The sequence below is a fragment of the Pseudomonas arabinosi genome, from assembly GCF_047758675.1.
GTDB classification, from domain to species: domain Bacteria; phylum Pseudomonadota; class Gammaproteobacteria; order Pseudomonadales; family Pseudomonadaceae; genus Aquipseudomonas; species Aquipseudomonas arabinosi.
In genome coordinates this window covers 5,352,356-5,373,824 of record NZ_CP180480.1, presented here as the reverse complement: position 1 = coordinate 5,373,824, position 21,469 = coordinate 5,352,356, and the positions used below count along the sequence as shown (strand labels likewise).

General features: G+C 59.7%; 25 protein-coding genes. 8 read left to right on the top strand and 17 right to left on the bottom strand.

Features of this window, described 5'->3' with window-relative positions; all coding sequences use genetic code 11:
* The first annotated feature begins 46 nt into the window (after positions 1 to 46).
* Positions 47 to 274, top strand: coding sequence for an MbtH family protein (locus ACMXYJ_RS24990; RefSeq protein ID WP_415757346.1), 228 nt, complete (start codon positions 47 to 49; stop codon positions 272 to 274).
* Between the two features lie 187 nt (positions 275 to 461).
* Here ACMXYJ_RS24990 and ACMXYJ_RS24985 read toward each other — a convergent pair whose 3' ends face one another.
* The 10 genes from ACMXYJ_RS24985 to soxR form a co-directional block, all read right to left on the bottom strand.
* Positions 462 to 1,364: a metal ABC transporter substrate-binding protein gene (locus ACMXYJ_RS24985; RefSeq protein WP_415757345.1), complete on the bottom strand. Its 903-nt coding sequence runs from the start codon at positions 1,362 to 1,364 to the stop codon at positions 462 to 464.
* A complete protein-coding gene (locus ACMXYJ_RS24980; RefSeq protein ID WP_415757344.1) occupies positions 1,365 to 2,264 on the bottom strand; it encodes a metal ABC transporter permease in 900 nt (299 codons plus the stop codon). It lies immediately after the preceding gene.
* Positions 2,264 to 3,127: a metal ABC transporter ATP-binding protein gene (locus ACMXYJ_RS24975; protein WP_415757343.1), complete on the bottom strand. Its 864-nt coding sequence runs from the start codon at positions 3,125 to 3,127 to the stop codon at positions 2,264 to 2,266. Before ACMXYJ_RS24975 ends, ACMXYJ_RS24980 begins: the two co-directional genes overlap by 1 nt.
* Positions 3,124 to 4,050: a metal ABC transporter substrate-binding protein gene (locus tag ACMXYJ_RS24970; protein WP_415757342.1), complete on the bottom strand. Its 927-nt coding sequence runs from the start codon at positions 4,048 to 4,050 to the stop codon at positions 3,124 to 3,126. Before ACMXYJ_RS24970 ends, ACMXYJ_RS24975 begins: the two co-directional genes overlap by 4 nt.
* A gap of 35 nt (positions 4,051 to 4,085) precedes the next feature.
* Positions 4,086 to 4,658: a DUF6162 family protein gene (locus ACMXYJ_RS24965; RefSeq protein WP_415757341.1), complete on the bottom strand. Its 573-nt coding sequence runs from the start codon at positions 4,656 to 4,658 to the stop codon at positions 4,086 to 4,088.
* A complete protein-coding gene (locus ACMXYJ_RS24960) occupies positions 4,655 to 4,984 on the bottom strand; it encodes a hypothetical protein (protein ID WP_415757340.1) in 330 nt (109 codons plus the stop codon). Before ACMXYJ_RS24960 ends, ACMXYJ_RS24965 begins: the two co-directional genes overlap by 4 nt.
* On the bottom strand, positions 4,981 to 5,523 hold the full coding sequence (locus ACMXYJ_RS24955; RefSeq protein ID WP_415757339.1) for a thiamine pyrophosphate-binding protein: 543 nt from the start codon (positions 5,521 to 5,523) through the stop codon (positions 4,981 to 4,983). The genes ACMXYJ_RS24960 and ACMXYJ_RS24955 overlap by 4 nt, the downstream gene beginning before the upstream one ends.
* Complete coding sequence (locus ACMXYJ_RS24950) at positions 5,520 to 6,719, bottom strand: PepSY-associated TM helix domain-containing protein (protein WP_415757338.1); 1,200 nt, start codon at positions 6,717 to 6,719, stop codon at positions 5,520 to 5,522. Before ACMXYJ_RS24950 ends, ACMXYJ_RS24955 begins: the two co-directional genes overlap by 4 nt.
* 398 nt (positions 6,720 to 7,117) lie before the next feature.
* Entirely contained in the window at positions 7,118 to 7,576 is a 459-nt protein-coding gene (locus ACMXYJ_RS24945; RefSeq protein WP_415757337.1) for a VOC family protein, read from the bottom strand.
* A 175-nt stretch (positions 7,577 to 7,751) separates the two neighbouring features.
* On the bottom strand, positions 7,752 to 8,198 hold the full coding sequence (gene soxR / locus ACMXYJ_RS24940) for a redox-sensitive transcriptional activator SoxR (RefSeq protein WP_415757336.1): 447 nt from the start codon (positions 8,196 to 8,198) through the stop codon (positions 7,752 to 7,754).
* A 95-nt stretch (positions 8,199 to 8,293) separates the two neighbouring features.
* Between soxR and ACMXYJ_RS24935 the strand changes: the two genes are divergently transcribed.
* Positions 8,294 to 8,659, top strand: a complete 366-nt coding sequence (locus tag ACMXYJ_RS24935; RefSeq protein ID WP_415757335.1) for an antibiotic biosynthesis monooxygenase — start codon at positions 8,294 to 8,296, stop codon at positions 8,657 to 8,659.
* Here the strand turns inward: ACMXYJ_RS24935 and ACMXYJ_RS24930 are convergent.
* From ACMXYJ_RS24930 to msuE, 4 genes are all read right to left on the bottom strand, one after another.
* Positions 8,656 to 9,759, bottom strand: coding sequence for a sigma-54 interaction domain-containing protein (locus ACMXYJ_RS24930; RefSeq protein WP_415757334.1), 1,104 nt, complete (start codon positions 9,757 to 9,759; stop codon positions 8,656 to 8,658). The two genes, ACMXYJ_RS24935 and ACMXYJ_RS24930, sit on opposite strands and share 4 nt — an antisense overlap.
* 23 nt (positions 9,760 to 9,782) lie before the next feature.
* Complete coding sequence (locus ACMXYJ_RS24925) at positions 9,783 to 10,970, bottom strand: acyl-CoA dehydrogenase family protein (protein ID WP_415757333.1); 1,188 nt, start codon at positions 10,968 to 10,970, stop codon at positions 9,783 to 9,785.
* 135 nt (positions 10,971 to 11,105) lie between these two features.
* Complete coding sequence (gene ssuD / locus ACMXYJ_RS24920) at positions 11,106 to 12,251, bottom strand: FMNH2-dependent alkanesulfonate monooxygenase (RefSeq protein ID WP_415757332.1); 1,146 nt, start codon at positions 12,249 to 12,251, stop codon at positions 11,106 to 11,108.
* Between the two features lie 10 nt (positions 12,252 to 12,261).
* Positions 12,262 to 12,825, bottom strand: a complete 564-nt coding sequence (gene msuE, locus ACMXYJ_RS24915) for an FMN reductase (protein ID WP_415757331.1) — start codon at positions 12,823 to 12,825, stop codon at positions 12,262 to 12,264.
* 402 nt (positions 12,826 to 13,227) lie between these two features.
* Here msuE and ACMXYJ_RS24910 point away from each other — a divergent pair, with 402 nt between their 5' ends.
* The 4 genes from ACMXYJ_RS24910 (at position 13,228) to ACMXYJ_RS24895 (ending at position 17,448) form a co-directional block, all read left to right on the top strand.
* Positions 13,228 to 13,497 carry a hypothetical protein gene (locus tag ACMXYJ_RS24910; protein ID WP_401354760.1) on the top strand — a complete coding sequence of 90 codons (270 nt, stop codon included), beginning with the start codon at positions 13,228 to 13,230 and terminating at the stop codon, positions 13,495 to 13,497.
* A gap of 101 nt (positions 13,498 to 13,598) precedes the next feature.
* Positions 13,599 to 14,213: a LysE family translocator gene (locus tag ACMXYJ_RS24905; RefSeq protein ID WP_046054456.1), complete on the top strand. Its 615-nt coding sequence runs from the start codon at positions 13,599 to 13,601 to the stop codon at positions 14,211 to 14,213.
* Between the two features lie 203 nt (positions 14,214 to 14,416).
* Positions 14,417 to 15,574 (top strand): cysteine desulfurase family protein, encoded by a 1,158-nt coding sequence (locus ACMXYJ_RS24900; RefSeq protein ID WP_415757330.1) that lies wholly within the window; start codon positions 14,417 to 14,419, stop codon positions 15,572 to 15,574.
* Between the two features lie 65 nt (positions 15,575 to 15,639).
* Complete coding sequence (locus ACMXYJ_RS24895) at positions 15,640 to 17,448, top strand: aminopeptidase P family protein (protein ID WP_415757329.1); 1,809 nt, start codon at positions 15,640 to 15,642, stop codon at positions 17,446 to 17,448.
* Here the strand turns inward: ACMXYJ_RS24895 and ACMXYJ_RS24890 are convergent.
* Positions 17,441 to 18,361 carry a LysR family transcriptional regulator gene (locus ACMXYJ_RS24890; RefSeq protein ID WP_415757328.1) on the bottom strand — a complete coding sequence of 307 codons (921 nt, stop codon included), beginning with the start codon at positions 18,359 to 18,361 and terminating at the stop codon, positions 17,441 to 17,443. The two genes, ACMXYJ_RS24895 and ACMXYJ_RS24890, sit on opposite strands and share 8 nt — an antisense overlap.
* Positions 18,362 to 18,465: 104 nt before the next feature.
* Between ACMXYJ_RS24890 and ACMXYJ_RS24885 the strand changes: the two genes are divergently transcribed.
* Complete coding sequence (locus ACMXYJ_RS24885) at positions 18,466 to 19,464, top strand: zinc-dependent alcohol dehydrogenase family protein (RefSeq protein ID WP_415757327.1); 999 nt, start codon at positions 18,466 to 18,468, stop codon at positions 19,462 to 19,464.
* On the opposite strand, the gene ACMXYJ_RS24880 is transcribed toward ACMXYJ_RS24885, so the two are convergent.
* Complete coding sequence (locus tag ACMXYJ_RS24880) at positions 19,461 to 20,051, bottom strand: 2-hydroxychromene-2-carboxylate isomerase (protein WP_415757326.1); 591 nt, start codon at positions 20,049 to 20,051, stop codon at positions 19,461 to 19,463. The genes ACMXYJ_RS24885 and ACMXYJ_RS24880 overlap by 4 nt on opposite strands.
* 34 nt (positions 20,052 to 20,085) lie before the next feature.
* The gene (locus ACMXYJ_RS24875; RefSeq protein ID WP_415757325.1) at positions 20,086 to 20,814 is read right to left on the bottom strand and encodes an SDR family oxidoreductase; all 729 of its coding nucleotides are present in this window, start codon (positions 20,812 to 20,814) and stop codon (positions 20,086 to 20,088) included.
* A gap of 92 nt (positions 20,815 to 20,906) precedes the next feature.
* On the opposite strand from ACMXYJ_RS24875, the gene ACMXYJ_RS24870 reads away from it, so the two are divergent.
* On the top strand, positions 20,907 to 21,467 hold the full coding sequence (locus ACMXYJ_RS24870; protein WP_415757324.1) for a TetR/AcrR family transcriptional regulator: 561 nt from the start codon (positions 20,907 to 20,909) through the stop codon (positions 21,465 to 21,467).
* The last annotated feature ends 2 nt before the right edge of the window (positions 21,468 to 21,469 follow it).

Below are 21,469 nucleotides of genomic sequence, written 5' to 3'. Positions count from 1 at the left end.
GGCTGCGCACGCAGTGCAGCCCACCCTACAGCGATGGAGAAACACCATGACTTCAGTATTCGACCGCGAGGACATCCTCTTTCAGGTCGTGGTCAACCACGAAGAGCAATACTCGATCTGGCCCGACTACAAAGCCGTGCCTGAAGGCTGGCGCACCGTGGGCAAGAGCGGCTTGAAGAAGGAATGCCTGGCTTACATCGAAGAAACCTGGACGGATATGCGCCCGTTGAGCTTGCGGCAGAAGATGGAAGAACAGGCGGCTGTGGCGAATTAAGTCACCGCGCAAAAAGAAGCCCGCTGAACCGATAACGGTCAGCGGGCTTTTTCATGTCTGGAATCTGTGTTGTTTGTGAGGCCGCCTTCGCGAGCAAGCCCGCTCCCACATTGGATCTGTGTCGCGCCGCAAATCCAATGTGGGAGCGGGCTTGCTCGCGAAGAACGATAACGCGGACTAACTGACGTTACGCCCCGCTCAACCCCTTGATCAGCAAATCCACATTCCCTTCCAGCTCGGCCACCGGATCCGCCGCATCCACACTCAACACCACCAACCGACTCCCGGCCTCGGCAATCACCGCTTTCACCGCTTCCGACGGTTGCCGGTGGTGCAACACCACCGCCACCTCATTGTCCTTGAGCGTCGCACCCAATTGCTTGAGCGCTTCAGGTGTCCACTCGGCATCCGGCCGCGCATCGAGGCCAATCAGCTCCAGGTTTAGACCGCCAATCAGATAGCCAAAGTGATCACTCAGGCTCATCACACTGAGGTTGTCGGCACTGGCCAATCGCGCTTCGCTGTCGGCGCTGAACTTGAGCAAGCGCTGTTTGAGCGCTGCCAGGTTAGCCTCGATCTTCGGCTTGGCCTCGGGCGCCAGGCGCACCAGGTCCGCCGCCATCACGTCCGCCATCCGCCCCATGTTGTTGCTGGAAAACCACGGCTGACTGTTCAACCCATCAACCTTGTTGCCAGGCTGCACGGCGATGCCGGGCAGGGCGCCGTCCACCGGGCGGGCGGCGTCGACCTCGACGATGCGGATGTTGCTGCGCCGGGAGATCGGGTACAGCGGATCATCCGCCCACAGCGAACGCAGACCAATCACTGCATCGGCGTCGGTCGCCAGTTTGGCCAGCGCCGGAGCGCCACGACCTGTGAAGTACGCGGTCTGACGGCTGCCGGGCAGGTTCGCCGGCGCGGCCCGTTCAAGGTGGACGTCGGTGCCTTTGAGCAAGACTTCGCCCAGACCATAAGTGATCGGCAAGGACGCCAGCACGCGCAGCGGTTTGGCGCTGTCAGCGGCAAAGGTTGTGTTGACCAGCCCGCACAGGGCTACGGCCAGGGTCAGTTGACGCAGAGAGAAAGACATTTATCCGAGATTCCCTTTCAGGCTTGGGACAACGCCACGCGCAATGGCGGCGAGGGCGAAGGCGATACCGGCCACCAGAATGATCGCGGCGCCGGACGGGATAGGCAGGTCGAAGACAATCGGCGCAAGGATCCCGCACAGCGTGCTGACCGTGGCGATCAGCACTGAACACCAGAAGAAGCCCTTCAACGACTGACTCAGCAATCGCGCCGCTGCCGCCGGAATCACCAACAGGGCGCCGACCAGAATCGCGCCGATGACTTTCACCGCCGCCACGGTGATCAGGGTCACCAGAATCACAAACAGATAATCCAGGGTCTTCACCGCCACGCCACGGACCGCCGCCAGTTGCGGATTGAAACTGGCCAGCATGATGCGGTTGTACAGCGGCAAGGCCAGCGCCATGACCAGCGAACCGACGATGGCCAATACCAGCAGGTCATTGCCGTTGACGGTCAGCACCGAACCGAACAACACGTTTTCGAGGATGTGCACGTTGATCTTGCCCGCCAGAATCAGCAGCAGACTGGCACCCAGCGCCAACGACACCGACAGAAACACGCCGATCAAGGTATCCGGCGCCAGACCCGTGCGATTACGCAGGTAGTTCAGCAAGATGCCGAACAACAAGCAGTAGCCGAACAGGCTGCCATAAGGCCCGGTGTACGGTTCGCCCAGCAGAATGCCGATGGCCACGCCGGTCAGCGCCGCGTGGCCCACCGCTTCGGAGAAAAACGCGAAGCGCTTGACCACCACCAACGTCCCCAAACCGCCCAACACCGGGCCGATCAGCAAGCCGGCGATCAATGCGTTGACCACAAATCCATAGGCCAGCGCCTCGGGCAAGTAACCCGACGAGGCCCACCCCTGGACCATCAAACGAAAGGCTTCATAACTCATCAGACAGCGCTCCGTGGATGGGTCGAGAACAGGGTCAGCAATCGTTCCGGAGTCAGTGCCTGTTTCGGCGTGGCATCGAACAGCACCCGGCGATTAAGCCCTGTGACCCGATCCGCCAGCCGTCCAACCGCTTCCAGATCATGTTCGATCCACAGCACGGTGATGCCGCTCCGGCGCCAGTCGCCGAGCAGCCGTTCGAACACCTGAATTCCCGCCTCATCCAAAGCCGACATCGGTTCATCCAACACCAACAATTGCGGCGCCGGAATCAACCCTTGAGCCAGCAACACCCGCTGACGCTCACCGCCGGACAACGCACCCATGCGCCGCTTGCGTTTGTCCTGCATGTCGACCCGCTCCAGCGCTTCGCCAATCGCGGCCGCGTAGTGCTTGCTCAACCCGAGAAACGCCGGTCGCCGCTGACACATCGCGGCCATGAAATCGTCGACGGTCATTGGCAAACCCCGATCGAATTCGAGCGCTTGAGGCACGTAACCAATGGTCCCAGGTGTGCCGGGCCATTGCAGGCTCAGACGGCCCTGATGCGGCATCTGCCCGAGCAGGGTCTTGATCAGCGAACTCTTGCCGCCGCCGTTGGGGCCGACCAGCGCATGCACGCTGCCGGGCTGGACCTGGAACGTGACGTTGTCGAGGATCGTTGTGCGCCCGAGGGTCAAACTGACCTCCGCAAAATCCAGTGTCGGCCCGCAAACCTGTGGGAGTGAGCCTGCTCGCGATTGCGGTGGGTCAGTCAATATTGATGTCGATTGACACTCCCTCTTCGCGAGCAAGCTCGCTCCCACAGGGGATTCAGATTCCTTCAGGATGGGGTTTTGTGTGCTGATGGTTTCTTTCGCCGTCATTTACCCGACTCCTGAATCGCCCGGACCACGGTGTTGAGGTTGCCGGTCATTTCCTTTTCATACTTGTCGGCGGTGTATTCGCCATAGGAAATGTGCGACAGCGGGTACAGCTTCACCCCGGATTCACGCTGGATGGTCTCGACGTAGGTGGACGGGAAATCCATCTCCGAGAAGATCACCTTCACGTCCAGTTCCCGCAGTTGATCGATGGTCTTTTTCAGCTGGCTCGGGCTCGGTTCGATGCCGTGGGCCGGTTCGACGACGGCCGTCACTTCCAGGCCGAATTCACGCAGCAAATAGTCGTATGCCGCGTGAACCGTGGCCACCCGCAGTTCGGCGTTCGGTGCCTGGGTCAGTTTCGCCAGGGCGTCGGCGCGCATCTGCCGCAGGCGTTTGCCGTAGGCGCGGGCGTTTTGGGTGTAGGTCTTGGCGTTGGCCGGGTCGAGCTTGCCCAGTTCCCGGGCGATGTTGTTGACCTGGGCAATCGAGGCGCTGATCGACAGGAACGTATGCGGGTTTACGACCTTGCCGGCGCCACGAGCGGCGACGCCGGTGGCGGCCAGCAACGGCACGTTTTCGTTGGCTTCGATCACCGGGACGTTCGGGGTTTCGCTGGCGGCGATCATGCGGTCGGCGAAGTCGTCATGGCCGACGCCGTTGAGCACGATCACGTCCAGACCGCTGATGCGCTTGATGTCTTCGGCGCGCGGCTCGTAGGCATGCGGGTTGAAACCGGCGGGAATCAGCGGCACCACCTCGGCCTTGTCACCGACGATGTTCGCCACGTAGCTGTAATAAGGGTGCAGGGTGATGCCGATGCGCAGGCGCTTGGCCTCGTCAGCACTGGCCAGCGGGGCCAGCAGACAAGCCAGTAAACCGACCAACATCAGGCGCAAGAAAGAACGTTGAGATGAAATAGGCATGGGAAAGCGGTCTTCTCTCGGGTGAAGGCGAGGGTTCAGTGCCGGTGCTGGCGGGTCACGCCGGCATCGAATTGCGCGACTATCTGCTGCCAGCCGGCGCTTTCCAGCGCGGCGTCGGTGAGGTCGGTCGGGGCAGCGAGGGCGTTGCCGCGGTTGAGCCAGACGTCCGGAGCATCGTCGTCAGCGGTCAAGCGCATCAGAAACGAACCCGCCACGGTGGGCGTCTGGCTCTGGCCGAAGTAAGCCTTGGCGTCGAGCAATTGCCAGGCATGACCGCCACGGCTGACGGAACTGGCGTCCTGGGCGAACGGTGCAAAACCTTCATCGGCGAGGGCTGCGGGGGCGGGTAGCGCTTGTTGCTCCTGACGCAGCAGGTGAATTTCGTCGAGCGTCACCCGCAGGTCGGCATAGATGCCTTGCTCGGACGCACTCAAGTCACGGCGGGCGTCCAGTTGATGGCTGCCAACGCTGCTGACTTCCTGAGGCTCACCGCGCCAGGCGACCACCGAGCCGGCAACCGCGAGGATCATCAGGCACAACAGCAACACGTAAAGGGTTTCATGGCCGGCACCGGCCGGGCGGACGATTTGCGTGGTCGGCGTACTCATGGGGCTTCGATGTCCGCTTGGTCAATCTCGACGACGTGACCGGGACCGGCATCGAACAGCACGTAGAACTCGGCGCCCGGTTTCTTGAAAGTCAGGGTCGAATCGGCGCCGAGCTTGCCCGGCACCAGGATGGTTTCGTCGTAGCCGATCACGTCCAGGGTCACCCCTGGCGCGCCGCTGCCGTCGGAGAAACCACCGGTGCATTTGATCTGCTCGGCGTCGATGGCTTTGCATTCACACATCGGGTTGTGGGCCAGGGCGCTGGCGCTGAAGCCGGCGCAGAGCACCAGCACTACGGCGCTCAGAGGACGTAGAGCGTTGATCATGGTTTGCCTCCTTGTTGGTTCAGCCAGGCGAGGGTGGCCGGGGATGCCTGGCTCAGGGGGATGGAGGCCTGATGCATGGCGCCGTCCCAGCCTTCCATGGTGATCCACAGCTCGGCGTCGGCTTTGGTCTTCTCGGGGATCGGCAACATCGCGCCCATGCGGTACAGCGTGCCGAAGAAAATCACCCCGGCAGCGCGCAGGCTGCGCGGTTTGCCAATGCGCAGGTACGTCGCCTTGACCTGATCGCGGCAGCTGTCGCACAGCGCCGCGTTGAAGTTCTTCATGTAACCGGCCGGACCATCGAGGGTCGGCGCTTCGTTGCGCAATTCGGCCAGGCGCAGGCTCCAGGGGCCGACCTGAACCTCGCCGATTTCCCGCTCACCCAGGCCGGTGTCACCGCGAAACAGCGCAGCGTCGGCAAAGTACTTGGGCATAAAACCCAGCGGTACCAGCAACAGCAGAACGTTGATGTGGAAGCGCCATTTGTGCCAGAAACGACTCAGTTTCGATGCCGGTTTATCAGCGATGAACAGACTCATTGGCTGACCTCCGTGGTTTCATGGCTCGCGGCCGGAGCGGTCTGACTGCGCGGGCGTTTGTTGCTGCGTTTGAGGGCATTAGCCGTGGCGAGGGCCGTGCGCTTGGTCCAGATCAACAGGCCGCTGAGGACCATCATGCTCAGGATCAGGCCGAAGAAGAACCAGATCAGTTTGATCCAGATGCCGCCGAAATCCCCGGTGTGCAGAGGACGCATGGATTCGGTCACCAGTTCCAGGCCGGAACGGTCCGACAACAGGCGGGTGGCGGCGATGTCGCCGGTATACGGGTTGATATCGGCGGTCTGGAACATCAGCGGATACCAACTGCGTCCGCCTACCGAGAGGTAGCTATAGGCATTGGCGGGCAGGCTGACAAAGCTGTCGTCCAGTCCGGGAATACGTTCCTTGGCTTCGCGAATGGCCGTCTCCAGACTGATCATCGGCGCTGGCGAACCGTCGGCAGTCAGCGGGACGCTTTCACGCGGGACCACGGCAGCGACCGGCGCGGTGCTGATCGAAATCTGGTTATCGAACATGAACGCCTGAATCAGAAACCAAGTGCTGGTGATGGAAATCACCGCGATAAACCAGATCGACCAGATGCCGCTGAGGCGGTGAAAGTCGCCCCAGAAAATCCGTGCACCGTGGCGAATGCGCAACGTCGGTCGCAAGAAACCTTTCCAGAAGCGCTTGTAGACCACCAGCCCGGTGACCAACGACGCCAGCAGCGGCAGGCTCAGGAATGACACCAGGTACCAGCCCCAGCTGTAACCGTTGGTGAAGGGCACCAGCCACCAGCCATGCAGTGCGCGGGTAAACGCCTTGAAATTGAATTGTGGGGCCGTGCCCTGAATCACGCCGCTGTAGGGATTGACGTAAACCGTCACCGAGCGACCGTCGGGGTAGCTGACGTCCACATCGAGGGCGAAGTGCGATTCATCGGGTCGGCTGATGGCCTCAACCAGGGTGTTGGGCTCAGCCTTCTTGATGGCGGCGATGATCTGGTCATAACTGAGCAGCGGCGCATCGTCCGAGGGTTGGCTGGCGCGCATTTGCGGGTTGGCCAGCCAGACGATTTCCTGGCTGACCACCGCCAGGGTGCCGGTCACGCAGACGATCAGTACGAAAAACCAGATCGGCAATGCCAGCCAGCTATGGACCAGAAACCAGAGTTTTGAACGGGATTTCTTCGACATGATTAAAGGTCTTGTTTCGATGAGTGGGCCTCTGCTGCGGGCTTCGCAGCGATGAGGTCCATGGAGGGCCGAGCCGTGGCTTTTGCCTACGCGGGCCGACTGCATCTAAATAAGACGGATGAGCATCGAAAATCCCGAAGGGGGATATGAAAGAAAATGTTTCGCGATATCGTTTGGCTGGTTTCTGTAGGAGCAAAGCTTGCTCCGGGCGGCGTTCCGACGATTGCTTCCTGTCATTCAACATTGATGTTGACTGACCCAACGCTATCGCGAGCAGGCTCGCTCCCACAGGAGATCTTGGGTGTTCACACATAATGTGTTCGCAGAAGATCCCATGTGGGAGCGAGCTTGCTCCGGGCGGCGTTCCGACGATGAGGCCAGATCAGGCACCGAAGATTTCAACCCTGCTTGAACATCTCCTGCGCCCGCTGCTCGATCTGCTCCTGAGTCAGATCTTCCTTGCGCGTGGCCAGAAACCACAGATGCCCGTAGGGATCCTTCAAGGTCCCCGAGCGGTCGCCATAAAACTGATCCTTGACCTCGGACACCACCGTGCCGCCAGCGGCAATCGCCTGTTTAAAAGACGTGTCCACATCGTTCACATACAGATGCAGCCCCACGGACGGCGACTTGTCCGGATTGCTCAGCGGGCCCTGATCGCACGGCGTGCCAAGCATGATCGGGCAATCGCCGATGCGCAGTTCGGCGTGACCGATGCCGCCATCGGGCATGGACAGGCGCATGACTTCGGTGGCGCCAAAGGCTTTCTTGTAAAACTCGATGGCTTCCGCCGCTTTTTGAATGCCCAGATACGGGGTGATGCTGTGATAACCCTCTGGAATAGGTTTGACGCTCATGATGGTTCTCCCTGATTTTTTTGTAGATGGAAGATTTCACTTCGCCGCTTTTCAGCAGGACCCTCAAGTGTAGGTGCTGCCAAAAATGGCGATGTCTTGATTTTGATCCTCGGCATTCGCCAAGTTCACAAAAAAAGATCACCGCCCGCGGCTGCATCACGCGTGGGAACGATCATTAAAGGAGCTGCGCCCCCGGCCCTCGCTCCCCGAGCACATCGCCAAAATTGCGCAACGGGCATGCCTCCATCGACAGACACCCACAGCCAATGCAGCCATTGAGCTTGTCCCGCAGCAAGGTCAGTTGATTGATCCGCTCATCCAGATCCCGACTCCACTGCGCCGACAACACCTTCCAGTCCGCCGCCGTCGGCGCCCGATTGTCCGGCAGCGATTTCAATGCCTCGCCAATCTCCGCCAACGGAATGCCCAATCGCTGAGCGACTTTGATCAACGCCACCCGCCGCAACACTTCCCGTGGATAACGCCGCTGGTTGCCCTGGTTGCGATTACTTTTGATCAAACCCTTGGCTTCGTAAAAGTGCAGCGCCGTGACCGCGACGCCGCTGCGCGCAGCCACTTGGCCGACGGTGAGTTCCTTGTGCAGATTTTCCGAGGTGATCATTTAAAAAATGCCCCTTGACCTCAAGTTAACTCGAGGTTTTACCCTGCAGGCCTTCAGATCGCAAGATCCGGCTTACAAGTCAGTGGGGACTCTTCATGCAAGCGTCAGAGAAAAATCGCAGCTTCACCCAATTGATCGAATTCGAGATCGAACCCCATCAACAGCCCGCACTGGTGTCGGCACTGTCGAAGCAGACCGAACGTCTGGCCCAGGACTTCACAGGTTTTTTGAGTGCCAGCATCCAGGCCAGCGACGATGGCCGGCGGGTGCTCAACTACCTGCAATGGCAAACACGCGAGGCGGGAGAAGCCGCGTTTCAAAGCTTTGAAAGCGGCGAGCAGGATTTCTGGCAACTGATCCGCGCCCATCAGGCGAAAACCGTGACCTTCGGCTCGTTCCAGGTGCTGCACAGCCTGGAACGCAGCCACGACAACGCGCTGCACTGCAATCTGGTGAGTTAGATCGACAGCTGCATGACACGCTCGCCCTGAAGGTTTTCCGTGGGCCGGCGTTTGTTCACCGCCAGTTCGCCAATCTTGATCAGTCGTGTGCGGGTTACGTTGCGGCTCAAGCCCAGCAGCGCAGCGGTATGCACCTGGTTGTAATGGCTGAATCGATAGGCCGCCCGCAGCAACGCGTCTTCGACTTTCTCGTGCAGCGCTCCGGCCTGCTCTTCGAAAAGTTTTTGAAAGGCTCGATCGAGCAGGGCTTCTGGTGAGTCGTCGACGGTGCTGTGGTAATCGTCCTGACGCTCGATGCGCATGTTCGACAGGCGCAAATCGTCGCGTTCGATCACGCCGTTTCGGCAGATCAGCAGGGTGTGGTGAATGACGTTTTCCAGTTCACGGATGTTGCCCGGCCAGCTGTAGCTGCGCAGTTTCAGTTCAGCGTCTTTGCTGATGGTGATGGCGCCGTAGCCGAGGCGCTGGCTGTAGGCTTCGACGAAGTGTCGGGTCAGCGGCAGGATGTCGCCGGGGCGGTCGCGCAGCGGGCTCAGTTCCAGGCTGACCACGTCGAGGCGGTAGTACAAATCCTCGCGGAAATGACCGGCGTTGATGGCTTTCTCCAGTTGTACGTTGGTCGCGGCCAGCACTCGCACATTGATCGGAATGCTCTTGCGCGAACCCAGTCGCACCACTTCGCGCTCCTGCAACACCCGCAATAACTTGACCTGAATCGCCATCGGCAAATCGCCGATTTCGTCGAGGAACAACGTGCCGCCGTCGGCCTCTTCGAACCAGCCGGCCTTGGCGCTCAGCGCCCCGGTGAAGGCGCCTTTTTCATGGCCGAACAACTCGGCTTCCACCAAAGATTCGGAGAACGCGCCGCAGTTCACCGCCACGAATGGCCGGTTGCGCCGAGCACTGAGGTTGTGGATATGCCGCGCCACCAGCTCCTTGCCAGTGCCGGTTTCGCCGATGATCAGCACGCTGGCTTCACTCGGTGCGACTTGTTGAATGTGGGCGAGCAAGGCCTGGGATTTAGGGTCTTCGAACACCTGCGCCGTGGCGCGGATCGAGGTGGCCAGAGCGGGCGAGGGCGGCAAGGTCAGCAGTTGCATGGGCAGGCTCCATGAATAGAAGGCTATGAATAGAAAGTCGGAATCGGCAGGGACTGGTTGAGCGCCCAGTCACCGAGTTCATGGAGTTTGTAGTCCACCGGGTCGTGCAGGGTTTGCGTGCGCAGGTTGCGCCAGTGGCGGTCCAGTCGCAGTGAGGCATGAGTTGAACGGGCGCCGGTCACTTCGAACAACCGGCTACAGAGTTCCAGACCGTTGCGGGTGGCAGCGACCTTGGCCGTGGCGATGGCGTTAGCGAGATGTCCACGTTCTTCGGCGCTGAGGTTCGGGCCTTTGGCCCAGGCCTTGTCGAGCAACCCGGCAGCGCGCTCCACCAGCAGTCGAACACTTTCGAGGGCGACCCAGAACTCGCCGTAGTGGCCGAGTACATAAGGATCCTGACGCACATCCTGAGCACTGGATTTGTGCCACGGACGGGTCTCGGTGAGGGTGTATTGCCGCGCCTCCTCGAAGGCACCTTCGGCGATGCCGAGAAACATGTGGGTGAAGGTCAGCTGGGCAATCAACGGCCGCAGGCAGGCGAATGGCGTACTCAACGGACCCGGATCGAGCAGCAATTCCGACTCTTCGACCCGTACCCGTTCGAACGTCGCGCTGCCGCTGTCGGTCTGGCGCTGGCCCATGTTGTTCCAGTCGTTATGCAAGGTGATGCCGCTGCGACCGCTGGGAATCGCGGCGATCAACAGCTTGCCGCCAGCGCTTTCGTCGACGGCCGAGGCGATCAGCATTTCCGAATCGCTGGCACCGGAGCAGAAGCTTTTCTTGCCGGAAAACTCACGCCAGCCGCCAAGGTTTTTCACCACGGTGCGGGTGTCCAGCGGGTTCAGGGCGTTGCCCCAGAACCAGTTTTTGCGCGCGGTCTGTTCGAACCATGGCTGCCACTGTTCGGGCCGGGCGAACAGGCGCACGGTGGCGAGCATCAGGTGATGGAAACCGAAGACATGGGCAATTGAACTGTCGACCTTGGCGAACTCGCGAACGATGCTCAGGGTGTCACTCCAGCTGGCGCCGTGTCCGCCGTACTGGGTGGGAATGCTTAACGCGAGCAGACCGCTTTGGCGCAAGGCATCACGTTCGGCTTTGGGCGTACCGCCACGTTCATCGCGCTCGACAGCGGTCAGGGCAAACTCGGCGGCCAATCGGCGGGCGGTCTGCAAGGGGGATATCAGGGCGCTTTGTGGTTTGGCCGTCACGCGGGGTTCCTCATGAAAATCGACGCAATCCCCCTGTGGGAGTGAGCCTGCTCGCGATGGCGCCATAACAGTCGAAATAAATGTCGATTGGACGGACGCCATCGCGAGCAGGCTCGCTCCCACAGGATTTCTGGGTCAGGCCGTGGCTTTTGTAGGCAGCACATCATTGGCGATCATTTCGCCAAACGGCCCGGTGAGATTGGTAACCCCACGCCCGGCCAGGCTGGCGTATGGCTCAGGCAACAGCGGGAACACCAGTTCGGCAAAACGATAAGCCTCTTCGAGGTGCGGATAGCCGGAGAAGATGAAGCTTTCGATTCCCAGGTCCGCGTACTCCTTGATTCGCGCCGCCACTTGCTGCGGATCGCCCACCAACGCCGTCCCGGCACCGCCACGCACCAGACCGACACCGGCCCACAGGTTGGGGGATATTTCCAGGTTGTCACGACGCCCGTCATGCAACGCCGCCATGCGCCGCTGACCTTCGGAATCGAAACGCGAGAACGACTTCTGCGCGGCCGCGATGGTTTCGTCGCTGATGTGCTCGATCAGTTTATCCGCGGCTTTCCAGGCCTCTTCGGTGGTCTCGCGAACGATCACGTGCAAGCGAATCCCGAACTTCACCGTGCGACCGTTTCGCGCGGCACGTTCACGCACATCGGCCAGTTTTTCCGCCACGGCGGCCGGCGGTTCGCCCCAGGTCAGGTAGACATCAACTTGCTCGGCGGCCAATTCATGCGCGGCTTCGGAAGAACCGCCGAAGTACAGCGGCGGATAAGGTTTTTGCACCGGCGGATACAGCGCCTTGGCATTCTGCACTTGCAGGTGTTTGCCTTCGAAATCCACCGATTCGCCTTGCAGCACCCAGCGCCAGATTTTCAGGAATTCGTCGGTCACTTCGTAGCGTTCGCTGTGATCGAGGAAGATGCCGTCGCCACGGTTTTCATCCGGGTCACCACCCGTGACCACGTTGATCAGCAAGCGGCCATTGGACAGTCGATCCAGTGTTGCGGCCATGCGCGCCGAGACCGTCGGCGAGATGATCCCCGGCCGAATCGCCACCAGATAGCGCAGGCGTTCGGTCAGCGGCACCAGCGCCGAAGCAATCACCCACGAATCCTCGCAGGAGCGCCCGGTGGGAATCAGTACGCCGTGGTAGCCGAGGCTGTCGGCCGCCTGGGCCACTTGTTTCAGGTAGTTGAGTGTCACCGGGCGAGCGCCCTGAGTGGTGCCCAGGTAATGGCCGTCGCCGTGAGTCGGCAGGAACCAGAAAACATCCATGAAGAAATCCTTAAGCGATTTTCAGCAGATTTTTGGGGTGCACGCCAAACAACGGCGCGGCGCGTTCTGCAGCAAGACGAATGCGGGCCTTCAAGGGCTCACTGGTTATTTGATAATTGGAGAAATCGGCTTCGGTGGCGTAGACGCCAATCGGCAAGGTCAATGCCTGGAAGAAACTGAACAACGGCCGCAACTGGTGATCCAGCACCAGCGCATGGCGTTCGCTGCCACCGGTGGCGGCCAGCAATACCGGCGTGTCGATCAATGCGTTGAGGTCGATCAAATCGAACAGATGCTTGAGCAATCCAGGGTAGGAACCGCGATAAACCGGCGCGGCGACGATCAGAAGGTCAGCGTTCTCGATCGCTTGCAGCTCGGCGTCGATCTCGGCGCTCAATTCCTGACGGGACAGCGCGGCGCCCAATGGTCGGGCGATGTCACCCAGTTCAATCAGCTTGCTTTCAATCGGTAATTGCTCAGCCAGTTGCGCCAACAGTGTCTGGGTCAGCACCAACGTGCGGGACGGACGCCAGGTACCGCCGGAGAGGGCAACGACTTTCAATGGACGTGACATGATCAGTTCCTTTTTAAACAGTTGCTCAGGGAGCAGTGAGTAGTCACTGACAGAGAGCAAGAGCTGTACCAATCCCTCGGAGCCCCGGTTTACTGGGCTTTCAGCGCTTTGGCCGGTAGACACTGTACGAATGGCAGAGCTGTTTGTTGAATGACTGTTGCCCGGCAAACAGTTGCTTGGGCAACAGTGCGTGAAGCGATGACAGTGGTTATAAAGGCTCGGTGTTATTCCGTAAAAGACCTTAAATTAATATTTATAGATCGTTTGGAGATATAAGGCGGTCTACTTGAGCGGCATTAGGCAAAGTCGATAGCCACTATCGAGAGCGTTGATTTCTGCTGATCGGATGCCCGGCGTAGCCTGTGTTCATTGCCCGAACCCAGATACACCAGGACGCTCACCATGAAACCTCTAATCGCTACTTTCTTGCTGCTCGCGGTCTCCGTTCTAGCCGGATGTGCCAGCCATGTTTCCCCGGAATTACGGCCGTACACTGCGGAAGAAACCAAGGAATTGGCACTTGAGGCGTTGAATCGTCGCGGTCTGTCCTTCGACGAATACCACGCGAAAAAAGCCGAATTGCTCGGCCAACCGCAAAAGTCGTTCAGTTTCGACAACCAAGGCGAGATGAACGCCGAACGTGCTGTACAGCTTCACGGCCGTCCTAGCTGATCGAAAACTGTACCGCTTGAAGTTTCACGCAACTGTCCATGGGTTTCCCTTAAAGCCTGCGATAGGGTCAACACCTGACTGACCCCAATGGACTGCCACCCATGACACTCTCGCTCGATTTGCTGCTGGGCTTTGCCCTGTTTGCGCTTGTCACCTCGATCACTCCCGGCCCCAACAACACAATGTTGCTGGCATCGGGTGTGAACTTCGGCTTTAACCGCACCATCCCCCATATGCTTGGCATCACCTGTGGCTTCTTCGTGCTCGTGGTGGCGGTAGGTTTTGGCTTGGGCGCCGTGTTTCAAACTTATCCTTTGCTCTACAGCGTGCTGCGTTACGTCGGCGCGGCGTATTTGTTGTACCTGGCGTGGAAAATCGCCCGTTCGGGACCGGTTTCCGAGAGTGAAAAGGGCGAGAGCAAGCCGATCAGCTATTTGGGCGCCGCAGCGTTTCAGTGGGTCAATCCCAAGGCCTGGATCATGGCCATCGGTGCCATCAGCACCTACACGCCGATGCAGGGTTACTTCACCAACGTGATTGTGATTGCGGCCGTGTTCGCCTTGATCAACCTGCCGAGCGTCAGTGTCTGGGCAGGCTGCGGCACGTTGTTGCGCAACGTGCTGAAGGATCGCCGCTGGTTGCGGCTGTTCAATTGGGGCATGGCCTTGTTGCTGGTGGCTTCGCTGTATCCGTTGTTGCTCGAAAGCTTTAGCTGACGCATTGCTTCAACCGGTCGCCCGATGCCTGTTAAGCTCGACTTCAGGAGCGTTCCTACGCACTTTTAAATGAAGTTGTTCTTCTTTAACGGCCTCCGATCAGGTATTTCTAACGCTCTGAACGATCGGCGCAGCTCACGAGGCTGCGCTTGGCGTTTCAGTGACGAGCCTCCTGATCCCGGAACATGCTCTGCGAGTCTTCTATGAATAAACGTCCTCTGTATTTCGACTACGCCGCCACCACGCCGGTGGATGAGCGAGTCATCAAGATCATGGTCGAGTGTCTGGGTTTTACCGGCAACTTCGGCAATCCGGCGTCCAGCTCCCACGCGTTCGGCCAACAGGCCCGGCAAACGGTCGAGCAGGCGCGGCGTCAGGTCGCCGAACTGGTCGGCGCCCAGGCGGACCAGATCGTCTGGACCTCCGGCGCCACCGAATCGAACAACCTTGCCCTCAAGGGCGTGGCCCAGGCTCGCGGCGTTTCTGGCGGCCACATCATCACCAGCCAGATCGAACACAAAGCGATTCTCGACACGGCGAAGCAGTTGCAGGACGCCGGTGTTGCGGTGACCTATCTGGTGCCTGACGCCGAGGGTTTGATTACCCCGCAAGCGGTCAGCGAAGCGATGCGCGAAGACACCTTTCTGGTGTCGCTGATGCTGGTCAACAACGAGCTGGGCACGGTCAACGACATCTCGGCCATCGGCGAAGTCGTACGTGCACGCGATGCGTTGTTCCATGTCGACGCGGCTCAAGGTGCAGGCAAAGTGGTGATCGACCTGGCCCGGTTGCCAGTGGATCTGATGTCATTTTCCGCCCACAAGATTTACGGCCCCAAAGGCATCGGCGCGCTGTACGTCGGGCCGCGCGCGCAGCAGCATGTGCAGGCGCAGATTCACGGCGGTGGTCACGAGGGCGGTTTGCGTTCCGGCACCCTGGCAACTCACCAGATCGCTGCCATGGGTGTGGCGTTCGCGTTGGCGGCCTCTTCGTTCGACGAAGAGAAAGCCACGATCGTCCGGCTGCGCGAACGCTTGCTCGAACAGCTGCTGAGTATTCCCGGCGTTCGCCTCAATGGCAGTCCGACCCAGCGCATCCCTCATACCCTGAGCCTGACCTTCAATGAAGGCGAGTTCAATTCCGCGGCGTTGAGCACCACGATCGCGTTTTCCGCGACCTCGGCCTGCAATTCCGCCAGCAATGCTCCCTCCCATGTGCTCCTGGCCCTGGGGCATGACGCCCGCTCGGCGAGTCGCACCATTCGCTTGAGTCTTGGCCGGTTCACCACCGAGCAGGACATCGACCAAGCGGTACACCTGATTAAAGAGGCCTGCGCCAGTGCTCCGGCATTTTGGCAATAAGGTCTGAAAGTGTCGGCATTGATCGGCACTCAACAATAATGATGAAGTGATTAGCAGGAGACATGATGAGTACGCAGCCTTCGATCAATGGATCGGTGCCTCAACGCCTGGCGCAAACCCGCGAACTGATGAGCCGGGAGGGCATTCATGCTCTGCTGGTGCCGTCGGCCGATCCGCATCTTTCGGAATACCTGCCGGGTTACTGGCAAGGGCGGCAATGGTTGTCGGGCTTTCATGGCTCGGTCGGCACGCTGATCGTCACGCCGGACTTTGCCGGCGTCTGGGCCGACAGCCGTTATTGGGAGCAAGCGACCAAGGAACTCAAGGGCAGCGGCATCGAACTGGTCAAGCTGCAACCGGGTCAGCCCGGCCCGCTGGACTGGCTGGCCGAGCAAACCCCTGAAGGCGGTGTCGTCGCGGTAGATGGCGCGGTAATGGCCGTGGCATCGGCGCGTACGCTGGGTGGCAAGCTTGAAGAGCGCGGCGCACGTCTGCGCACTGACATCGATGTGTTGAGCGAAGTCTGGAGCGACCGTCCGACGTTGCCGAATGAGCCGATCTATCAACACCTGCCGCCTCAGGCGACAGTCAGCCGCGGCGAGAAACTGGCCAAGCTGCGTGAGGTTTTGAAAGATCGCGGTGCCGACTGGCACTTCATCGCCACCCTCGATGACATCGCCTGGCTGTTCAACCTGCGTGGCGGCGACGTGTCGTTTAACCCGGTGTTTGTTTCTTTCGCGTTGATCAGCCAAGAGCAGGCGACTCTGTTCGTGGCCCTGAGCAAGGTCGATGCCGAACTGCGCGCAGTCCTCGAACAGGACGGCGTGACCCTGCGCGATTACAGCGAAGTGGCCGCCGCCTTGCGCGCCGTACCGAGCGGGGCGAGCCTGCAAGTTGATCCGGCGCGCGTCACCGCCGGCTTGCTGGATAACCTGGATAGCGGTGTGAAGCTGCTCGAAGGCCTGAACCCGACGACGTTGGCCAAGTCGCAGAAAAGCCTGGCCGATGCCGAGCACATTCGTCAGGCCATGGAGCAGGACGGCGCGGCGCTGTGCGAATTCTTCACCTGGCTGGACACTGCGTTGGGTCGTGAGCGCATCACCGAACTGACCATCGACGAACACCTGACAGCGGCGCGTACCCGACGTCCGGGATATGTATCGCTGAGCTTCAACACCATTGCCGCGTTCAACGCCAATGGCGCAATGCCGCACTACCACGCCACCGAAGAAGAACACGCGGTGATCGAAGGCGACGGTCTGTTGTTGATCGACTCCGGCGGCCAGTACCTGGGCGGCACCACTGACATCACGCGGATGGTACCGGTCGGTACGCCGACCGCTGAGCAGAAGCGCGATTGCACGCGGGTGCTCAAAGGCGTGATTGCGTTGTCCCGTGCGCAATTCCCTCGTGGCATTCTCTCGCCGTTGCTCGATTCGATTGCCCGCGCGCCGATCTGGGCTGAAAGCGTTGATTACGGCCACGGCACCGGTCACGGCGTAGGCTACTTCCTCAACGTGCACGAAGGCCCGCAGGTCATCGCCTATCAGGCCGCCGCGGCACCGCAAACCGCGATGCAACCGGGCATGATCACTTCCATCGAACCGGGCACTTACCGTCCGGGCCGCTGGGGTGTGCGGATCGAAAACCTGGTGTTGAACCGTGAGGCGGGCAAAAGCGAATTCGGCGAGTTCCTGAAATTCGAAACCCTGACCCTGTGCCCGATCGACACTCGCTGCCTGGAGCCGTCGCTGTTGACCGACGACGAAAAGCATTGGTTCAACGCCTACCACGCCGAGGTGCGCCAGCGTTTGAGCCCGTTGCTCGACGGAGCAGCCCTTGAGTGGCTGAACACCCGCACTGCGGCTATTTGATCGGTTGGAGTTCAGGCGCTTCTTCGAGCGCCTGGCTCATGTAGTCGACAAAGGCTTTGACCCTGGCGGATTGGCGACGATTCGCCGGGGACACGGCATGAATCGGCAGCGACTGCGCGCTGTATTCCAGCAGAATCGCGGTCACACGTCCCGCCTTCAAGTCCTCGCTGAACAGCCAAACCGGCGACAGCGCAATCCCCAATCCCCCCAGTACCATCTCGCGGATTGCTTCGGAGTTGTTGCTTTGTGCGTTGCCCTTGATTCGCACTTCGTGACGTTGGGCCTCTCTCTCATAAACCCATAGGTTCTGACTGTTCAGCAGGTTGAACTGCAGGCAGTTGTGTCCGCGTAATTCTTCGGGCGTTTGCGGGTGGCCGTGTTGCGCAAGGTAGTCGGGCGCTGCGACCGTCACTCGGTGGGTGGTGCCGATGTGGCGGGCAATCAATCCGCTGTCGTTCAACTCGCCGATCCTGAACGTGACGTCCAGTCCTTCACTGACCAGGTCCTGATTTTGATCGCTCAGTTGCAAATCAATTTGCAACTGGGGATATTTTTTGAGGAATGCCGGCAGTCGCGGCGCAATCTGCAAGCGCCCGAAACTCACGGAAGATCCTATTTTCAGGTTTCCGGCAACAGCTTCGCGGCCGGAGTGAAAACTGTGTTCTGCGGCGTCTACGGCCGCCAGAATTTGTCGACATTCGCTGTAGTACCGCTGCCCTTCGTCGGTCAGGGACAGTTGTCGGGTGCTGCGGGAAATCAACTTTCCACCCAGCTCGGTTTCCAATGCTCGCAGCACTTTGCTGATGGTCGGCTGGCTGGTCTGCAATTCCCGGGCGACGGCAGAAAAGCTGCCACGTTCGACAACGCGAACGAAGATAGACATTGCATTGAGTTTGTCCACGGGGTTTCTCATTGATGCCAAATGGGCATGGTCACTATAGCTATATAGCGTCTTATCGGCATGAGTGAGCAGGAGGAAGATTTATCCCACAGCCACCTCTGACGGGAAATTGCGAAATGACTGACTCACTTGAAATGCGCGCTCTGATTGTTGATTCGGCCAATGGGCCTTTACGCTTGGCTTCCATTCAACGGCCCGTGCCTGGAACCGGCCAGGTGTTGGTCAGGATCAAGGCCAGTGGGGTGAATCCTTTGGATGGAAAGATTCGGTCGGGTCAGGCTGCTCATGCGCGCCAGCCGCTGCCGGCGGTGTTGGGTATTGATCTTGCGGGAACAGTGGAGGCATTGGGGGAAGGCGTCAGTGGATGGCTGCCGGGTGATGAGGTCTATGCGATGGCCACCGGCATTGGCGGTGCGCAGGGTTCACTGGCTGAATACGCCGCCGTCGATGCGCGGCTGCTGGCACGCAAGCCAGGCAATCTGAGCATGCGCGAGGCGGCAGGATTGCCGTTGGTACTGATCACGGCGTGGGAAGGATTGGTGGATCGTGCGCGGGTGCGGGCGGGGCAGAAAGTGTTGATTCACGGTGGTGCGGGCGGTGTCGGGCATGTGGCGGTGCAAATTGCCCGGGCTTTCGGTGCCGACGTGTTTGCCACCGGGTCGGCCGGGAAGCAGGCGATCATTGAAGGGGTTGGTGCGACGTTTATTGATTACCGTAAATCTTCGGTTGAGGAGTATGTGGCTGAACACACGGCGGGGGAGGGTTTCGATATTGTCTACGACACGGTGGGTGGCGAAACTCTGGACGCTTCATTCAAGGCTGCCCGGGTCTACGAGGGGCATGTCGTGAGTTGTCTTGGATGGGGGCAGCACAGTCTTGCGCCACTCTCGTTTCGTGGGGCGACGTATTCCGGAGTGTTTACCTTGTTGCCGTTGCTGACTGGCAAGGGGCGCGAGCATCACGGGGAGATACTTCGGGAGGCGGCGCAGTTGATCGAGGCGGGTCAGTTGAAACCGTTGCTCGACCCTCGGCAGTTCACCCTGCAAACGGCCGAGGCCGCCCATGAGCTGCTCGTTTCGGGAGCTGCGCAGGGACGGCTGGTCGTCGAGATTTAACTCAGGGCTTCAAGGACGAAGTCCAGGCGATCCTGGCCGAAGAACAGCTGATTATCGACAAACATGCTTGGGGCACCGAATACGCCCCGTAGCACCGCTGTCTCTGTGTTGTCTTTGAGAGTGGCTTTGACTTCCTCGTCGGCGGTCAGGGCCAGCACCTCATTTGGATCGAAACCGTTCTGTGTCAGTACTGACGCGACGGTCGCCAGGTCATCGAGGCTGCGGCCTTCAACCCAGAGGGCGTGAAACAGGCAGTCGATGAATGCCTGAAAGCGTCCGGGATGGCGCAACTGCATGCCGGTAACAGCGCGCATCAACATCAGGGTGTTGATAGGAAAGTGGGGATTGAACTTCAGCGGCACGCCATAGCGCTTGGCGTAGCGGTCCAGGTCTTGAAACATGTAGCGGCCCTTGGCGGGGATGGTCGCGGGGGAGGCGTTACCGGTGGCTTTGAAGACTCCGCCCAGCAAGATGGGTATGTAGATCAACTGACTGTCGGTCTGCTCGCAGATCTTCGGTAGTTGGGTATAGGCCAGGTAGGTAGCGGGGCTGCCGAGGTCGAAGTAGAACTCCACGGTTTTGCTCATGGTCAATGTGCTCTGCTTATTATTTTTAGGGGGGTTACCAGCGTTCGTTCCAGGGGCGCAGGTCCAGCTCGAAGGTCCATGCGTCACGGGGCTGGCTGTGCAGGTACCAATAGTTCTCGGCAATGTGCTCTGGATTGAGAATGCCGTCCTGGTCCTTGGTCGCGTACTTTTCGGGGAAACTCTCGCGGATAAAATCGGTATCGATGGCACCGTCGACTACAACATGGGCGACGTGAATGTTCATCGGCCCCAGTTCACGCGCCATGCTTTGCGCCAAGGCACGAATCCCGTGCTTGGCGCCGGCGAACGCCGCAAATCCTGAGGCTCCACGCAGGCCAGCGGTAGCGCCGGTGAACAAAATAGTCCCGCGTTGACGCTTGGCCATGCGCTTGGCCACTTCACGAGCGTTGAGAAATCCTGAGAAGCAGGCCATTTCCCAGATCTTGAAATATTTACGCGCGGTTTCTTCAAGAATGCTGCAAGGCACATTGGCGCCGATGTTGAAGACGAACGCTTCGATTGGGCCAATCTGGCTTTCGATCTGCTCAACTAACGCAATCACGTCCTCTTCCTTGCGCGCATCGCAGGCAAACCCGTGGGCTTCACCGCCGTCTGCCTTGATGGCGTCCACCAACGGCTGGAGTTTGTCCGCGCTGCGACGGGTGACACACGCCACAAAGCCTTCCTGCGCAAAGCGTTTTGCAATGGCGCCGCCGGTGGCATCCCCGGCACCTACAACCAGTACGACCTTCTTGTTATTCATGGGTAGATCTCTTTGCTAAACGATCGTTAACTAAACGAACGTTATGCTACGATTCAGTAAGCGTCAAGGCGATCAATCCTGAGGGCAAGGCAATGCGTTACTCGGCCAATCACAAACTGGAAACCAAAGAGAAGCTACTTGAAAGCAGTGCGGTGTCGGCCAAGAAGTCCGGTTTTTCAACGGTGGGTGTCGACGGTTTGATGAAGGCGATCGGTTTGAGTGGCGGGGCGTTTTACAGCCACTTTTCATCGAAGGATGAGCTGTTCGCTTCAATCGTCGAGCGTGAGCTGTCTCAAAGCCTGGAGCGTTTAGGGGCGGACCAGAATCCTGAGAAGCTCCAGCGCTGCCTGAAACACTATCTGAGCATGGCTCATGTCGAGCACCCGGAATCCGGTTGTGCATTGCCGGCATTGGGGGCTGAGATTGCACGTTCAGACGTGATGATTCGCCAGCAGGCGGAAAACTGGATTTGTCGGCTTCAGAAGAGTTGGGCGCAGGTTCTGGAAAGCGACAGCCTGGCCTGGGCGATTCTGTCGCAATGTATCGGTGCGTTGGTCATTGCGCGAATGCTGGCCACGCCAGACATCCAGCGCGCGGTACTGAAGTCCAGTTACGATGAGATTGGCCGTCAGATCGCAGGTCTACGAACCTGACA

Coding starts and splice junctions, on each gene's coding strand:
- ACMXYJ_RS24975 (WP_415757343.1), bottom strand. CDS start 3,127: ATGACGGCGAAAGAAACCATCAGCACACAAAACCCCATCCTGAAGGAA.
- msuE (WP_415757331.1), bottom strand. CDS start 12,825: ATGTCACGTCCATTGAAAGTCGTTGCCCTCTCCGGCGGTACCTGGCGT.
- ACMXYJ_RS24890 (WP_415757328.1), bottom strand. CDS start 18,361: ATGAGAAACCCCGTGGACAAACTCAATGCAATGTCTATCTTCGTTCGC.
- ACMXYJ_RS24910 (WP_401354760.1), top strand. CDS start 13,228: ATGAAACCTCTAATCGCTACTTTCTTGCTGCTCGCGGTCTCCGTTCTA.
- ACMXYJ_RS24935 (WP_415757335.1), top strand. CDS start 8,294: ATGCAAGCGTCAGAGAAAAATCGCAGCTTCACCCAATTGATCGAATTC.
- ACMXYJ_RS24900 (WP_415757330.1), top strand. CDS start 14,417: ATGAATAAACGTCCTCTGTATTTCGACTACGCCGCCACCACGCCGGTG.
- ACMXYJ_RS24960 (WP_415757340.1), bottom strand. CDS start 4,984: ATGATCAACGCTCTACGTCCTCTGAGCGCCGTAGTGCTGGTGCTCTGC.
- ACMXYJ_RS24955 (WP_415757339.1), bottom strand. CDS start 5,523: ATGAGTCTGTTCATCGCTGATAAACCGGCATCGAAACTGAGTCGTTTC.
- ACMXYJ_RS24930 (WP_415757334.1), bottom strand. CDS start 9,759: ATGCAACTGCTGACCTTGCCGCCCTCGCCCGCTCTGGCCACCTCGATC.
- ACMXYJ_RS24985 (WP_415757345.1), bottom strand. CDS start 1,364: ATGTCTTTCTCTCTGCGTCAACTGACCCTGGCCGTAGCCCTGTGCGGG.
- ACMXYJ_RS24970 (WP_415757342.1), bottom strand. CDS start 4,050: ATGCCTATTTCATCTCAACGTTCTTTCTTGCGCCTGATGTTGGTCGGT.
- ACMXYJ_RS24990 (WP_415757346.1), top strand. CDS start 47: ATGACTTCAGTATTCGACCGCGAGGACATCCTCTTTCAGGTCGTGGTC.
- ACMXYJ_RS24905 (WP_046054456.1), top strand. CDS start 13,599: ATGACACTCTCGCTCGATTTGCTGCTGGGCTTTGCCCTGTTTGCGCTT.
- ACMXYJ_RS24870 (WP_415757324.1), top strand. CDS start 20,907: ATGCGTTACTCGGCCAATCACAAACTGGAAACCAAAGAGAAGCTACTT.
- ACMXYJ_RS24950 (WP_415757338.1), bottom strand. CDS start 6,719: ATGTCGAAGAAATCCCGTTCAAAACTCTGGTTTCTGGTCCATAGCTGG.
- ACMXYJ_RS24965 (WP_415757341.1), bottom strand. CDS start 4,658: ATGAGTACGCCGACCACGCAAATCGTCCGCCCGGCCGGTGCCGGCCAT.
- ACMXYJ_RS24880 (WP_415757326.1), bottom strand. CDS start 20,051: ATGAGCAAAACCGTGGAGTTCTACTTCGACCTCGGCAGCCCCGCTACC.
- ssuD (WP_415757332.1), bottom strand. CDS start 12,251: ATGGATGTTTTCTGGTTCCTGCCGACTCACGGCGACGGCCATTACCTG.
- soxR (WP_415757336.1), bottom strand. CDS start 8,198: ATGATCACCTCGGAAAATCTGCACAAGGAACTCACCGTCGGCCAAGTG.
- ACMXYJ_RS24895 (WP_415757329.1), top strand. CDS start 15,640: ATGAGTACGCAGCCTTCGATCAATGGATCGGTGCCTCAACGCCTGGCG.
- ACMXYJ_RS24980 (WP_415757344.1), bottom strand. CDS start 2,264: ATGAGTTATGAAGCCTTTCGTTTGATGGTCCAGGGGTGGGCCTCGTCG.
- ACMXYJ_RS24945 (WP_415757337.1), bottom strand. CDS start 7,576: ATGAGCGTCAAACCTATTCCAGAGGGTTATCACAGCATCACCCCGTAT.
- ACMXYJ_RS24885 (WP_415757327.1), top strand. CDS start 18,466: ATGACTGACTCACTTGAAATGCGCGCTCTGATTGTTGATTCGGCCAAT.
- ACMXYJ_RS24875 (WP_415757325.1), bottom strand. CDS start 20,814: ATGAATAACAAGAAGGTCGTACTGGTTGTAGGTGCCGGGGATGCCACC.